13 protein-coding genes are annotated in these 13,381 nt (G+C 70.3%); 11 read left to right on the top strand and 2 right to left on the bottom strand.

Going from position 1 to position 13,381, the window contains the following annotated elements; translation table 11 throughout:
• Window positions 1–119: 119 nt before the first annotated feature.
• Together ACZ7L5_RS12300 and galE are read right to left on the bottom strand one after the other, a co-directional pair.
• On the bottom strand, window positions 120–1,061 hold the full coding sequence (locus ACZ7L5_RS12300; protein WP_328877920.1) for a cation diffusion facilitator family transporter: 942 nt from the start codon (window positions 1,059–1,061) through the stop codon (window positions 120–122).
• Window positions 1,062–1,227: 166 nt separating this feature from the next.
• A complete protein-coding gene (gene galE, locus ACZ7L5_RS12295) occupies window positions 1,228–2,211 on the bottom strand; it encodes a UDP-glucose 4-epimerase GalE (RefSeq protein ID WP_471516540.1) in 984 nt (327 codons plus the stop codon).
• Window positions 2,212–2,488: 277 nt separating this feature from the next.
• On the opposite strand from galE, the gene ACZ7L5_RS12290 reads away from it, so the two are divergent.
• The 11 genes from ACZ7L5_RS12290 (at window position 2,489) to hpnE (ending at window position 13,357) form a co-directional block, all read left to right on the top strand.
• Window positions 2,489–4,297 (top strand): DUF5941 domain-containing protein, encoded by a 1,809-nt coding sequence (locus tag ACZ7L5_RS12290; protein ID WP_471516539.1) that lies wholly within the window; start codon window positions 2,489–2,491, stop codon window positions 4,295–4,297.
• The gene (locus ACZ7L5_RS12285) at window positions 4,294–5,046 is read left to right on the top strand and encodes a phosphocholine cytidylyltransferase family protein (RefSeq protein ID WP_362381969.1); all 753 of its coding nucleotides are present in this window, start codon (window positions 4,294–4,296) and stop codon (window positions 5,044–5,046) included. Before ACZ7L5_RS12290 ends, ACZ7L5_RS12285 begins: the two co-directional genes overlap by 4 nt.
• Window positions 5,034–6,095, top strand: coding sequence for an iron-containing alcohol dehydrogenase family protein (locus tag ACZ7L5_RS12280; protein ID WP_471516538.1), 1,062 nt, complete (start codon window positions 5,034–5,036; stop codon window positions 6,093–6,095). Before ACZ7L5_RS12285 ends, ACZ7L5_RS12280 begins: the two co-directional genes overlap by 13 nt.
• Window positions 6,073–6,852 (top strand): CDP-alcohol phosphatidyltransferase family protein, encoded by a 780-nt coding sequence (locus ACZ7L5_RS12275; RefSeq protein WP_328877915.1) that lies wholly within the window; start codon window positions 6,073–6,075, stop codon window positions 6,850–6,852. The genes ACZ7L5_RS12280 and ACZ7L5_RS12275 overlap by 23 nt, the downstream gene beginning before the upstream one ends.
• A gap of 8 nt (window positions 6,853–6,860) precedes the next feature.
• The gene (locus ACZ7L5_RS12270; protein ID WP_391396531.1) at window positions 6,861–7,733 is read left to right on the top strand and encodes a glycosyltransferase family 2 protein; all 873 of its coding nucleotides are present in this window, start codon (window positions 6,861–6,863) and stop codon (window positions 7,731–7,733) included.
• Window positions 7,734–7,832: 99 nt separating this feature from the next.
• Window positions 7,833–8,762 carry an ABC transporter permease gene (locus tag ACZ7L5_RS12265; protein WP_471516537.1) on the top strand — a complete coding sequence of 310 codons (930 nt, stop codon included), beginning with the start codon at window positions 7,833–7,835 and terminating at the stop codon, window positions 8,760–8,762.
• On the top strand, window positions 8,755–9,543 hold the full coding sequence (locus ACZ7L5_RS12260) for an ABC transporter ATP-binding protein (RefSeq protein WP_471516536.1): 789 nt from the start codon (window positions 8,755–8,757) through the stop codon (window positions 9,541–9,543). Before ACZ7L5_RS12265 ends, ACZ7L5_RS12260 begins: the two co-directional genes overlap by 8 nt.
• A gap of 358 nt (window positions 9,544–9,901) precedes the next feature.
• Window positions 9,902–10,831: a squalene synthase HpnC gene (gene hpnC / locus ACZ7L5_RS12255; protein ID WP_471516535.1), complete on the top strand. Its 930-nt coding sequence runs from the start codon at window positions 9,902–9,904 to the stop codon at window positions 10,829–10,831.
• Window positions 10,828–11,790 (top strand): presqualene diphosphate synthase HpnD, encoded by a 963-nt coding sequence (hpnD, locus tag ACZ7L5_RS12250; RefSeq protein WP_471516534.1) that lies wholly within the window; start codon window positions 10,828–10,830, stop codon window positions 11,788–11,790. Before hpnC ends, hpnD begins: the two co-directional genes overlap by 4 nt.
• Complete coding sequence (locus ACZ7L5_RS12245; RefSeq protein WP_328877909.1) at window positions 11,790–11,933, top strand: DUF6380 family protein; 144 nt, start codon at window positions 11,790–11,792, stop codon at window positions 11,931–11,933. The genes hpnD and ACZ7L5_RS12245 overlap by 1 nt, the downstream gene beginning before the upstream one ends.
• Window positions 11,930–13,357, top strand: a complete 1,428-nt coding sequence (gene hpnE, locus ACZ7L5_RS12240; protein ID WP_471516533.1) for a hydroxysqualene dehydroxylase HpnE — start codon at window positions 11,930–11,932, stop codon at window positions 13,355–13,357. Before ACZ7L5_RS12245 ends, hpnE begins: the two co-directional genes overlap by 4 nt.
• The last annotated feature ends 24 nt before the right edge of the window (window positions 13,358–13,381 follow it).

Below are 13,381 nucleotides of genomic sequence, written 5' to 3'. Positions count from 1 at the left end.
GTGCCCGGCGCGGCGGGCACGGAACCGCCGCCGGGGGCGCTGTGAGCATCAGGACGCGGCCTACCACCGGATCGCTGCATTCCGTCCGTACTGACGTCTTATCGGACCGTACGGTTGTTTCAGTGACAGAGTCGGGCCTCGTGCTCCGCGTGCCCGATGGGCTCCAGCTGGAAGGTGCAGTGCTCCACGTCGAAGTGGTCGCCGAGGCAGCCCTGGAGCTCGTGCAGCATCTTCTCGTGGCCGATCGCGTTCAGTACGTCAGAACGCACCACGACGTGCGCCGACAGCACCGGCATACCGGACGTGATCGTCCAGGCGTGCAGATCGTGGATGTCCTCGACGCCGTCCAGGGCGAGTATGTGGGCCCGCACCTCCGCCATGTCGACGTCCTTGGGAGCCGACTCCAGCAGGACGTCGAGGGTCTCGCGCAGCAGCTTCAAGGTGCGCGGCACGATCATCAGGCCGATGACGAGCGAGGCGATCGGGTCCGCGGCCTGCCAGCCGGTGGTGAGGATCACGGCCGCGGAGATCAGCACCGCGAGTGAGCCCAGCGCGTCCGCGGCCACCTCGAGGAACGCGCCGCGCACGTTCAGGCTCTCCTTCTGGCCCTTCATCAGCAGCGTGAGCGAGATCATGTTCGCGACCAGGCCGATCGCGCCGAACACGATCATCAGGCCGCCGTTGGTGTCCGCCGGCGTCAGGAACCGTTCGATCGCCTCGTACAGGACATAGCCGCCGACGCCCAGCAGGAGCAGACAGTTGGCCAGGGCCGCGAGGATCTCCGCGCGGGCGAGACCGAAGGTGCGCTTCTCGCTCGGCGGGCGGTTCGCGAAGTGGATGGCGAGCAGGGCCATGGCCAGACCCACCGCGTCCGTCGCCATGTGGGCCGCGTCCGCGATCAGGGCGAGCGAGTCGGCGGCCACACCGCCGACGATCTGGACCACCATGACGCCGAGGGTGATCGACAGCGCGACGCGCAGTCTTCCGCGGTACGCGGCCGCCGCCGTGCCGGTCGTCGGCGCGTGCGTATGCGCGTGCCCGTGATCGTGCCCAGCCCCCATGAGAAAGCCGCCCTTCTGCGGTCCGTCGAGGATCGGAATGTCCGATCGGATTCCGTCCGGGATCACAGTGAACTACGGGTGGGGGGTATCCGGCAACGCGGCACTGAACACCGTTGTCATGTGCCCTGACCTGCGGAAACGATCCGCAGGTCAGGACGCTGCATGATCATCCGGATGTTCGGCCGCCGTGGTGCAGCAGCCACCCCTGCCACGCCGACTCGACCATCTCGGGTACCCCGCGCCGAGCCGTCCAGCCGAGCTCCTCGGCGGCCAGCGCGGCCGACGCGACCGCGCGCGGGGCGTCCCCGGGGCGCCGGGCCTCGACGACGGCGGGGCGTGCGTCGCCGGTGACTTCTCCGATCACGGTGATCAGCTCGCGCACGGAGACGCCCTCGCCGCGACCGATGTTGACCGTGAGATCGCCGCCCGCGTCCGCTTCGGTGAGCCGCCGGGCCGCCGCCAGGTGTGCCTCGGCGAGGTCGGCGACATGGATGTAGTCGCGGACGCAGGTGCCGTCCGGCGTCGGATAGTCGTCGCCGAAGATCCGCGGGGCCTCGTCGCGGGTGAGCCGGTCGAAGACCATGGGGACGATGTTGAAGACACCCGTGTCGGCCAGCTCGGGCGACGCGGCGCCCGCGACGTTGAAGTAGCGCAGGCACACCGTCGAGATGCCGTGCGCCCGGCCCGCCGCCCGCACCAGCCACTCCCCGGTGAGCTTGGTCTCGCCGTACGGGTTCACCGGAGCGCACGGAGTGTCCTCCGTGATGAGGTCCACGTCCGGGTTGCCGTACACCGCCGCGGACGACGAGAACAGGAACCGCTTGATCCCCGCCTCGGCGACCGCCTCCAGGAGCGTGGCGAGGCCCCCCACGTTCTCCCTGTAGTAGCGGGTCGGCTGCGCCACGGACTCGCCGACCTGCTTGCGTGCCGCGAGATGCACCACACCGGTTACCGCATGCTCCGCGAACACCCGCTTCAGCAGGTCACCGTCCAGCGACGAGCCCTCGACGAGCGGGACGTCCGCGGGGAGCCGTGCGGGATACCCGGCCGAGAGGTCGTCCAGTACGAGGACCCGCTCCCCGGCGTCGGTCATGGCCCGCGCCACGTGTGCTCCGATGTAGCCGGCTCCGCCTGTGATCAGCCATGTCATGGTCGCCCACCCTATGACGGGCACGCGGCGGGGCATGCAATGTCCCCGATGCCCCGGTCTGCGGGCGCGAGTTTGTGGGCGGACCCCGCGATCCCCGATGATGATCGCGGCAAAGCCCAGGGCAAACCACGTTGATCGCTCCGCCAAACGGCCGGTGAACGTTGGCTTCTATTAATCCGATAGCCTCTGCCGACACGCCGCCCGGCCGTCACCTGCGGGGGCGCCGCCACCATGTACATGACCGGCGCGAATGCCGGTATCCAGGGAGTGAGTTCGCTTGTCGACCGCCATCCTCACCGGTCAGCCGGTGCCCGGATCGTCGCTCGAGGGCGATCTGCGGTCCCTCGGCTACGACGTGCGGGTCGCCGCCGACACCGCGGACGCCGAGACCCTGCTCGCCCAGGTGCCCGGCGAGCAGCGGGTCGCCGTGGTCGACGCCCGCTTCGTCGGCCACCTGCACGCGCTGCGCCTCGGCCTGACCGACCCCCGCTTCCCGCTCGCCGCGATCCCGGGCGCCGTGACGGCCCAGTCGGCCGGACGCCAGGCGCTGACCCGGGCGATGGCTCGCGAGAACTCCGCGGGCGGCGGTACGGCAGTCGCCGTCGACAGCCTCGCCGACCGCATCGTCACCGCCCTCGACCACGACGGCACCGACGTGCACCGCCCCGAGCTCGGCAGCCTGGTCGCCGCCGTCCCGGCCGACCCGCAGGCCCGCAACGAGGCCCGGCAGGCCGTCGCCGCCGTCGACGACGAGGCCGTACGCCTGAAGTCGGCCGTGAAGTCCCGCGACGGCTTCTTCACCACCTTCTGCATCAGCCCGTACTCCCGCTACATCGCCCGCTGGTGCGCCCGCCGGGGCCTGACCCCCAACCAGGTCACCACCGCCTCCCTCATCACCGCGCTCATCGCGGCGGGCTGCGCGGCCACCGGCACCCGGGGCGGGTTCGTCGCGGCCGGCGTCCTGCTGATCGCGTCCTTCGTCCTCGACTGCACCGACGGCCAGCTCGCCCGCTACTCCCTGCAGTACTCCACGCTCGGCGCCTGGCTCGACGCAACCTTCGACCGGGCCAAGGAGTACGCCTACTACGCCGGCCTCGCGCTGGGAGCCGCCCGCGGCGGTGACGACGTATGGGCCCTGGCCCTCGGCGCGATGATCCTGCAGACCTGCCGGCACGTCGTCGACTTCTCCTTCAACGAGGCGAACCACGACGCCACCGCGAACACCAGCCCCACCGCAGCCCTCTCCGACAAGCTCGACAGCGTCGGCTGGACGGTGTGGGTGCGCCGGATGATCGTCCTGCCGATCGGCGAGCGCTGGGCGATGATCGCCGTGCTCACGGCCGTCACGACGCCCCGGATCACCTTCTACGTCCTGCTCGTCGGCTGTGCCTTCGCGGCGACGTACACCACGGCGGGGCGGGTGCTGCGGTCGCTGACCCGGAAGGCGCGCCGCACCGACCGGGCCGCGCAGGCGCTGGCCGACCTCGCGGACTCGGGGCCGCTCGCGCAGGGCCTCGCCGGGGTCTTCAAGAACGCCGCGAGCCGGCTGCCCGGCATCGCCGCCCCCGCCGTGGCCCTCCTCGGCGGCCTCGTCCTCCTCGGCCTGGCCGCGCAGCCCGGCTTCGGCGGTCCATGGGCGGTCGTCGGCGCCGTCGTCTACGCCGTCACCTCGGCCCTGGCCGTCGCCCGCCCCCTCAAGGGCGCCCTCGACTGGCTGGTTCCGCCCTTCTTCCGGGCCGCCGAGTACGGCGTCGTTCTGCTGCTCGCAGCCAAAGCCGAGGTAAACGGAGCCCTTCCTGCGGCTTTCGGTCTGGTGGCCGCTGTCGCCTACCATCACTACGACACGGTGTACCGCATCCGCGGCAACGCCGGAGCGCCCCCGGCCTGGCTGGTGCGCGCCATCGGGGGGCACGAAGGACGGACGCTGCTCGTCACCGTCCTCGCCACGGTGCTCTCCGCCTCGCAGTTCAGTGTCGCGCTCACGGTGCTCGCCGTGGCCGTGGCCTTGGTGGTGCTCGTCGAGAGCATCCGCTTCTGGGTGTCCTCCGGGGCACCCGCCGTTCACGATGAAGGAGAACCCGCATGATCGGCCTCGTGCTGGCGGCCGGCGCCGGACGGCGTCTGCGCCCCTACACCGACAGCCTTCCCAAGGCTCTGGTGCCGGTGGGGCCCGCGGGCATAGAGGGCGAACCCACGGTTCTCGACCTGACTCTCGGCAACTTCGCCGAGATCGGTCTGACCGAGGTCGCGGTCATCGTCGGCTACCGCAAGGAAGCCGTGTACGCGCGCAAGGAAGCCCTTGAGCAGAAGTACGGCCTGAAGCTCACCCTCATCGACAACGACAAGGCCGAGGAGTGGAACAACGCCTACTCCCTGTGGTGCGGTCGTGACGCCCTCAAGGACGGCGTGATCCTCGCCAACGGCGACACCGTGCACCCGGTCTCCGTCGAGAAGACGCTGCTCGCCGCCCGTGGCGACGGCAAGAAGATCATCCTCGCACTGGACACGGTGAAGAGCCTGGCGGACGAGGAGATGAAGGTCGTCGTCGACCCCGCGAAGGGCATGACGAAGATCACCAAGTTGATGGACCCCGCCGAGGCGACCGGTGAGTACATCGGCGTGACCCTCATCGAGGGCGACGCCGCCCCCGAGCTGGCCGACGCCCTCAAGGCGGTGTGGGAGACGGACCCGCAGCAGTTCTACGAGCACGGCTACCAGGAGCTCGTGAACCGCGGCTTCCGCATCGACGTGGCGCCGATCGGCGACGTCAAGTGGGTGGAGATCGACAACCACGACGATCTCGCCCGCGGACGGGAGATCGCGTGCCAGTACTGACCCGGCTGATTCCCTCGCCGGTGGTCGTGGACATCCGCCCGGGTGCCCTCGACGACCTGGCCTGTGTGCTCGCCGACGAACGCATCTCGCACTCCGGCAAGCTGGCCATCGCGGTCAGCAACGGCTCCGGCGCCCGGCTCAAGGAGCGGCTCGCTCCCGCGCTGCCCGGCGCCACCTGGTACGAGGTCGGCGGCGGCACCCTCGACGACGCGGTCCAGCTGGCCGGTGCCATAAGGGCCGGCCACTACGACGCGGTCGTCGGGCTCGGCGGCGGCAAGATCATCGACTGTGCCAAGTTCGCCGCGGCGCGCGTCGGCCTGCCCCTGGTCGCCGTACCGACGAACCTGGCGCACGACGGTCTGTGCTCGCCGGTCGCCACCCTCGACAACGACGCCGGGCGCGGCTCCTACGGTGTGCCGAACCCGATCGCGGTCGTCATCGACCTGGACGTCATCCGTGACGCCCCGGTGCGTTTCGTGCGGGCCGGCATCGGTGACGCCGTCTCCAACATCTCCGCGATCGCGGACTGGGAGCTGGCGAACCGCGTCAAGGGCGAGAAGATCGACGGCCTCGCGGCGGCGATCGCCCGGCAGGCGGGCGAGGCGGTGCTGCGGCACCCCGGCGGCATCGGGGACACCGACTTCCTCCAGGTGCTGGCCGAGGCGCTGGTGCTCAGCGGTATCGCCATGTCGGTGTCGGGTGACTCCCGCCCGTCCTCCGGCGCGTGCCACGAGATCAACCACGCCTTCGACCTGCTGTACCCGAAGCGCGCCGCCGCCCACGGCGAGCAGTGCGGACTGGGCGCGGCCTTCGCGATGTACCTGCGCGGAGCTCACGAGGAGTCGGCCTACATGGCCGAGGTGCTGCGTCGGCACGGGCTGCCGGTACTGCCGGAGGAGATCGGCTTCACGGACGACGAGTTCGTCCGCGCCGTGGAGTTCGCTCCGCAGACCAGGCCCGGCCGCTACACGATCCTCGAACACCTCGACCTGACAACCGACCAGATCAAGGACATCTACGCCGACTATGTCAAGGCCATCGGTAGCTGAACTCCGCCCCGTCGTTCACCCCGCGGGGGTGAAGGACAGGCGCAGCGGTGAGCACTGGATGGGACGCCTCTACATGCGCGAGGTGTCCCTGCGGGTCGACCGCTACCTGGTGAACACCAGGGTCACGCCCAACCAGCTCACATACCTGATGACCGTATGCGGCGTCCTCGCGGCCCCGGCACTTCTCGTGCCGGGGATCCCGGGGGCCGTGCTCGGCGTGGTCATGGTCCAGCTCTACCTGCTGCTGGACTGCGTCGACGGCGAGATCGCGCGCTGGAAGAAGCAGTACTCCCTGGGTGGCGTCTACCTCGACCGCGTCGGCGCCTACCTCACCGACGCGGCGGTGCTCGTCGGCTTCGGCCTGCGCGCGGCCGACCTGTGGGGCAGCGGCCGCATCGACTGGCTGTGGGCCTTCCTCGGCACCCTGGCCGCCCTCGGCGCCATCCTGATCAAGGCCGAGACGGACCTCGTCGGCGTCGCCCGGCACCAGACCGGCAAGCCGCCGGTCCAGGAGGCCGCGTCCGAGATGCGCTCCTCCGGCATGGCGCTGGCACGCAAGGCCGCCGGTGCCCTCAAGTTCCACCGCCTGATCCTCGGCATCGAGGCGTCCCTGCTGATCCTGGTCCTGGCGATCGTCGACCAGATCCGCGGCGACCTGTTCTTCTCCCGGCTCGGCGTCGCGGTGCTGGCCGGCATCGCGCTGCTGCAGACCGTGCTGCACCTCGTGTCCATCCTCGCGTCGAGCAGGCTGAAGTGAGCGCGCCGATGAAGGTCGGCGCGGTGATCATCACGATGGGCAACCGCCCCGACGAACTGCGCGCCCTGCTCGACTCGGTCGCCAAGCAGGACGGCGACCGGGTCGAGGTCGTCGTCGTCGGCAACGGCTCCCCGGTCCCTGACGTCCCCGAGGGCGTCCGGACGATCGAGCTGCCCGAGAACCTCGGCATCCCCGGCGGCCGCAACGTCGGCATCGAGGCCTTCGGCCCCGGCGGTCGTGATGTCGACATATTGCTGTTCCTCGACGACGACGGCCTGCTCGCCCACCACGACACCGCCGAGCTCTGCCGCGAGGCCTTCGCCGCCGACCCGCAGCTCGGCATCATCAGCTTCCGCATCGCCGACCCGGACAACGGCGTCACCCAGCGCCGCCACGTCCCCCGGCTGCGCGCCTCCGACCCGATGCGCTCCTCGCGGGTCACCACGTTCCTCGGCGGCGCCAACGCCGTCCGTACCCAGGTCTTCGCCGAAGTCGGCGGGCTGCCGGACGAATTTTTCTACGCCCACGAGGAAACCGACCTGGCATGGCGGGCCCTCGACGCGGGCTGGATGATCGACTACCGGTCCGACATGGTGCTGTACCACCCGACGACCGCGCCCTCGCGGCACGCGGTCTACCACCGCATGGTCGCCCGCAACCGCGTCTGGCTCGCCCGCCGCAACCTCCCCGCCCCCCTTGTCCCGGTCTATCTGGGCGTCTGGATGCTGCTGACCCTCGCCCGTCGCCCCTCCCGCCCCGCCCTGCGGGCATGGTTCGGCGGATTCCGGGAAGGCTGGACCACTTCGTGCGGTCCCCGCAGGCCCATGAAGTGGCGTACGGTGTGGCGGCTGACCCGACTGGGCCGACCTCCCGTCATCTGACAAGCTCGACCCTGAGAGCAGCCACCGGACCGTACCCCGGCCCCAGGTTCATGCCATGCCCGCACAGGCTGCGCATCTCGAAGACGAAAGTTTCAACTGGTGAGTGAGACAACGCACGACGGCTCAGTCGCGGTGAGCGCGCCTCCGTCGCCCGACGAGGGACTCACGGCGGCCGAGCTGGCCGCCAAGTACGGGCTGTCCGTGAGCGGCGCCCGCCCCACGCTGTTGGAGTACGTCCGCCAGCTCTGGGACCGGCGTCACTTCATCCTCGCGTTCTCGCGGGCGAAGCTGACCGCCCAGTACAGCCAGGCGAAGCTCGGCCAGCTCTGGCAGGTGGCCACCCCGCTGCTGAACGCGGCCGTGTACTTCTTCATCTTCGGCCTGATCCTCGAGGCCGACCGCGGCATGTCCCGCGAGGTGTACATCCCGTTCCTGGTCACGGGCGTCTTCGTCTTCACCTTCACCCAGAGCTCGGTGATGGCGGGTGTACGCGCGATCTCCGGCAACCTCGGCCTGGTCCGCGCCCTGCACTTCCCACGCGCCTCACTGCCGATTTCGTTCGCGCTCCAGCAGCTCCAGCAGCTGCTGTTCTCGATGATCGTGCTGTTCGCCGTGGCCCTGGCCTTCGGCAGCTACCCGGCGATGTCCTGGCTGCTGATCGTGCCGGTGCTCGTCCTGCAGTTCCTCTTCAACACCGGCCTCGCGATGATCATGGCCCGGGCCGGCTCCAAGACGCCGGACCTGGCGCAGCTCATGCCGTTCGTGATGCGTACGTGGATGTACGCGTCCGGCGTGATGTTCTCCATCCCGATCATGCTCAAGAGCAAGCCGGAGTGGATCGCGACCGTCCTGCAGTGGAACCCGGCCGCCGTCTACATGGACCTGATGCGCTTCGCGCTGATCGACGGCTACGGCTCCTCGAACCTGCCCGACCACGTCTGGGCGGTCGCACTCGGCTGGTCCGTGCTGGTGGCCGTCGGCGGCTTCGTGTACTTCTGGAAGGCGGAGGAGAGGTACGGCCGTGGCTGAGCAGAGGACGGATTCCCACATCCCCACCGTCATCGCGGACGAGCTGCACATCGTCTACCGCGTCAACGGCGCCAAGACCGGCAAGGGCAGCGCCACCGCCGCGCTCAGCCGCATCCTCAAGAGGGGCTCCGACGACGCGGCGCGGGGCGTGCGCAAGGTGCACGCGGTCCGCGGCGTCTCCTTCGTCGCCTATCGCGGCGAGGCCATCGGCCTGATCGGCTCCAACGGTTCCGGCAAGTCCACCCTGCTGCGCGCCATCGCGGGCCTGCTCCCGCCCGAGAAGGGCAAGGTCTACACAGACGGCCAGCCCTCGCTGCTGGGCGTGAACGCGGCGCTGATGAACGACCTCACCGGCGAGCGCAACGTCATATTGGGCGGGCTCGCCATGGGCATGACGCGCGAGCAGATCAAGGAGCGCTACCAGGAGATCGTCGACTTCTCGGGCATCAACGAGAAGGGTGACTTCATCACCCTGCCGATGCGCACCTACTCCTCCGGCATGGCGGCCCGGCTGCGCTTCTCCATTGCCGCCGCCAAGGACCACGACGTCCTCATGATCGACGAGGCGCTGGCAACCGGCGACCGCAAGTTCCAGAAGCGCTCCGAGGAACGCATCCGTGAGCTGCGCAAGGAAGCCGGCACCGTGTTTCTCGTCAGTCACAACAACAAGTCGATCCGCGACACCTGCAACCGCGTCCTGTGGCTGGAACGTGGCGAGCTGCGGATGGACGGACCTACGGACGAGGTCCTCAAGGAGTACGAGAAGTTCACGGGCAAGTAGTCCACCCGGACATGGGCCGAGCGGCCCAGCACGCTTCCCCGGGCCCCGCCGGAACTGCCCCGGCGGGGCCCCGCGTCTGCAAAGGAAACGTCAACTTCGCCTGGTCCTGGGAAGCTTGACGCCAATCGGTGTGTTGTTGTGATGTGCAGGACACCCCCACGGGCCCCGCACCGTTGTACAACGTAAGCTGTACCGGTACCGAAACGCGGCAAGTAGGGCGATAAGGCACGACACCCCTCTCTCCGGGCTGCGGCGCGGACAGTCGGGCGGCGTGTCCGAAATAGTGTGCATTGGGTCTGCGGTGTAGAACGGGAGATGTGACGGCAATGGCTACGGAAACTCCCCAGCTCCACGCAGCATGTGCCGTCCCCACGCCGGGCAGTCCACGGTGACGGGAAAATCCGCGCGCCCAGGTGACCCGGAGCGCGACACACTCGACAAGGCCGCCGCGGAGAACTTCCCCGTGGCGCCGTTCTTCCTGCCCAGGGCCTGGCGGACCGACCTCATGGCCGTCTACGGCTTCGCCCGCCTCGTGGACGACATCGGCGACGGCGATCTCGCTCCCGGTGGTGCCGACGCCCGTCTGCTCGGCGTGTCGCCCGAGGAGGCCGAGGACCGCCTCGCGCTCCTCGACGCCTTCGAGACCGACCTGCGCCGGGTCTTCGACGGCACGCCCGGCCACCCCCTGCTGCGCCGTCTGCAGTACACCGTCCGCCGCTGCTCACTGACCCCCGAGCCCTTCCTGGGGCTGATCGCCGCCAACCGCCAGGACCAGCTCGTCGGGCGGTACGAGACCTACGACGATCTCCTTGCCTACTGCGAACTGTCCGCCAACCCCGTCGGCCGGCTCGTCCTCGCCGTCACCGGCACTGAGACGCCCGAGCGGATCCGCCGTTCCGACGCGGTGTGCACCGCCCTGCAGATCGTCGAGCACCTCCAGGACGTCGCCGAGGACCTCGGCCGTGACCGGATTTATCTCCCCGCGCAGGACATGAAGCGTTTTCACGTTCAGGAAACCGACCTGGCGGCAAAAACAGCAGGCGCATCGGTGCGCGCACTGGTTGCATACGAAGCCGAACGTGCCCTGAACCTCCTGAATGAAGGCACCCCCCTGGTGGGTAGCGTCCACGGCAGGCTCAAGCTGCTGCTGGCGGGTTTCGTGGCCGGGGGAAGGGCGGCGGTCCGGGCGATCGCCGCCGCCGAATACGACGTACTTCCCGGCCCGCCCAAGGCCAGCAAGCTCCAGCTGCTGCGCGAGGCGGGCGTGACTCTGCGAGGAGAGGGGTGATCCGGACCGTGGAGTCTGCACCACACGCGTCCGCACCGGTACTCGCCGCCTACAGCTACTGCGAGGCCGTCACGGGTCAACAGGCCCGGAACTTCGCCTACGGCATCAGGCTGCTGCCCACGCCCAAGCGCCGCGCGATGTCGGCGCTGTACGCGTTCTCGCGCCGCGTCGACGACATCGGCGACGGCGCCCTGAGCGGCGACGTCAAGATCGCCAGGCTCGAGGACACCCGGAAGCTGCTGACCCGGATCCGCGACGGAGCGGTCGCCGAGGACGACACGGACCCCGTGGCCGTCGCCCTCGCCCACGCCGCCGGCGCCTTCCCGATCCCGCTCGGCGGCCTGGACGAGCTCATCGACGGCGTCCTGATGGACGTACGCGGCGAGACCTACGAGACCTGGGACGACCTCAAGGTCTACTGCCGCTGCGTGGCCGGCGCCATCGGACGGCTCTCGCTCGGCGTGTTCGGCACCGGATCCGGCGCGCGCGGCGCCGAGCGCGCCCCTGAGTACGCCGACACGCTCGGGCTGGCCCTCCAGCTCACCAACATCCTGCGGGACGTCCGCGAGGACGCCGAAGGCGGGCGCACCTATCTGCCCTCCGACGACCTCGCGAAATTCGGCTGCTCGGCCGGCTTCAGCGGGCCGACCCCACCGGAGGGCTCCGACTTCGCGGGCCTCGTGCACTTCGAAGTGCGTCGGGCCCGCGCCCTTTTCGCCGAGGGCTACCGGCTGCTCCCCATGCTGGACCGGCGCAGCGGCGCCTGCGTCGCCGCGATGGCCGGCATCTACCTGCGCCTGCTCGACCGCATCGAGCGCGACCCGGAGGCCGTGCTGCGCGGCCGGGTCTCCCTGCCCGGGCGCGAGAAGGCCTACGTCGCGGTGCGTGGCCTGTCCGGTCTGGACGCCCGGCATGCGACCCGCCGAACCGTCAGCCGTGCCGTCAGGAGGCGTGTCTGATGGACATTCCGGTCCAAGGTGATGCCACCGGTGAAAAGTGGCGGGCAACCCTCCGCTGCCGGGCCGCGTCCCTGACTGAGACGACCGGCCGTGCAGCGTTCAAGCACCTGCACGGCGGTCGGGCAGGGGAGGGTGCACGATGACCGACGGCACGCCGCCACAAGCGTCGCTCGCCGACATCCCGTCAGGCTCCGGGAAGGACGCCGTCGTGGTCGGCGGCGGGCTCGCCGGTATCACCGCCGCGCTCGCCCTCGCCGACGCCGGAGTGCGCGTCACCCTGATCGAGGGCAGGCCGAGGCTCGGTGGCCTGGCCTTCTCCTTCCAGCGCGGCGACCTGGTCGTCGACAACGGCCAGCACGTCTATCTGCGCTGCTGCACCGCCTACCGCTGGTTCCTCGACCGGATCGAGGGCGCGGCGCTGGCACCGCTGCAGGACCGGCTCGACGTGCCCGTGATCGACGTCGAACGGCCCGAGGGGCGGCGCCTGGGCAGGCTACGGCGCGACGCGCTGCCCGTACCCCTGCACCTGGGCCGGAGCCTGGCGACGTATCCGCATCTGTCGCTCGCCGATCGCGCCAAGGTCGGGCGTGCCGCGCTCGCGCTCCAGGGGCTCGACCTCGCCGATCCGGCCCTGGACACCCAGGACTTCGGCAGCTGGCTGGCCGCGCACGGTCAGTCGGCGCGTGCCGTCGAGGCCCTGTGGGACCTGGTCGGGGTCGCCACCCTGAACGCGGTCGCGGGCGACGCCTCGCTGGGGCTCGCCGCGATGGTGTTCAAGACCGGTCTGCTGTCCGACCCGGGCGCGGCCGACATCGGATGGGCACATGTCCCGCTGGGCGACCTGCATGACCGGCTGGCCCGCAAGGCGCTCGACTCCGCGGGCGTTCGTACTGAGGTCCGTACACGAGTCACCTCCATCTCCCCTGACGAGAACGGACGTTGGAGCGTCCAGGTTCCCGGCGAGACGCTGCGGGCGGACACCGTCGTGCTCGCCGTCGCCCAGCGTGAGGCTCACGACCTGCTGCCCGAGGGCGCCCTCGACGCCCCCGAAAGGCTGCTGGAGATCGGCACCGCGCCGATCCTGAACGTGCATGTCGTCTACGACCGCCAGGTGCTGACCCGGCCGTTCTTCGCGGCGCTCGGCACCCCGGTGCAATGGGTGTTCGACCGCACCGCTGCCTCCGGGCTGCGCGGCGGCCAGTACCTCGCCCTGTCCCAGTCGGCCGCGCAGCACGAGATCGACGCACCCGTCGCCGCACTGCGCGAGCGGTATCTGCCGGAGCTGGAGCGGCTGTTGCCCAGGACGCGGGGCGCGCGGGTGAAGGACTTCTTCGTGACCAGGGAGCGCACGGCGACGTTCGCTCCCACCCCCGGCGTCGGGCGGCTGCGGCCCGGCGCTCGTACCAAGGCACCCGGTCTGTATCTGGCCGGAGCGTGGACCGCCACAGGGTGGCCCGCGACCATGGAGAGTGCGGTCCGCAGTGGCGTGAGTGCGGCCGGCGCCGCGCTGAGCGCCCTGGGCCGGCCCCGCCCCAGCCACCTCTTCGACGTAGAGGAGGCGGCGTGATGCTGAACCAGCACACGGCGGCAG

This window comes from Streptomyces sp. NPDC107528 (genome assembly GCF_055639295.1).
The sequence above is the reverse complement of the archived record's forward strand: the minus strand, read 5'-3'. Positions and strand labels throughout refer to the sequence as shown.

Bases quoted from the DNA above. Each gene is read 5' to 3' on its own strand.
- ACZ7L5_RS12245 (WP_328877909.1), top strand. From the start codon at position 11,790: ATGGACATTCCGGTCCAAGGTGATGCCACCGGTGAAAAGTGGCGGGCA.
- hpnC (WP_471516535.1), top strand. From the start codon at position 9,902: ATGTGCCGTCCCCACGCCGGGCAGTCCACGGTGACGGGAAAATCCGCG.
- ACZ7L5_RS12275 (WP_328877915.1), top strand. From the start codon at position 6,073: ATGTCAAGGCCATCGGTAGCTGAACTCCGCCCCGTCGTTCACCCCGCG.
- ACZ7L5_RS12285 (WP_362381969.1), top strand. From the start codon at position 4,294: ATGATCGGCCTCGTGCTGGCGGCCGGCGCCGGACGGCGTCTGCGCCCC.
- galE (WP_471516540.1), bottom strand. From the start codon at position 2,211: ATGACATGGCTGATCACAGGCGGAGCCGGCTACATCGGAGCACACGTG.
- ACZ7L5_RS12300 (WP_328877920.1), bottom strand. From the start codon at position 1,061: ATGGGGGCTGGGCACGATCACGGGCACGCGCATACGCACGCGCCGACG.
- hpnE (WP_471516533.1), top strand. From the start codon at position 11,930: ATGACCGACGGCACGCCGCCACAAGCGTCGCTCGCCGACATCCCGTCA.
- ACZ7L5_RS12270 (WP_391396531.1), top strand. From the start codon at position 6,861: ATGAAGGTCGGCGCGGTGATCATCACGATGGGCAACCGCCCCGACGAA.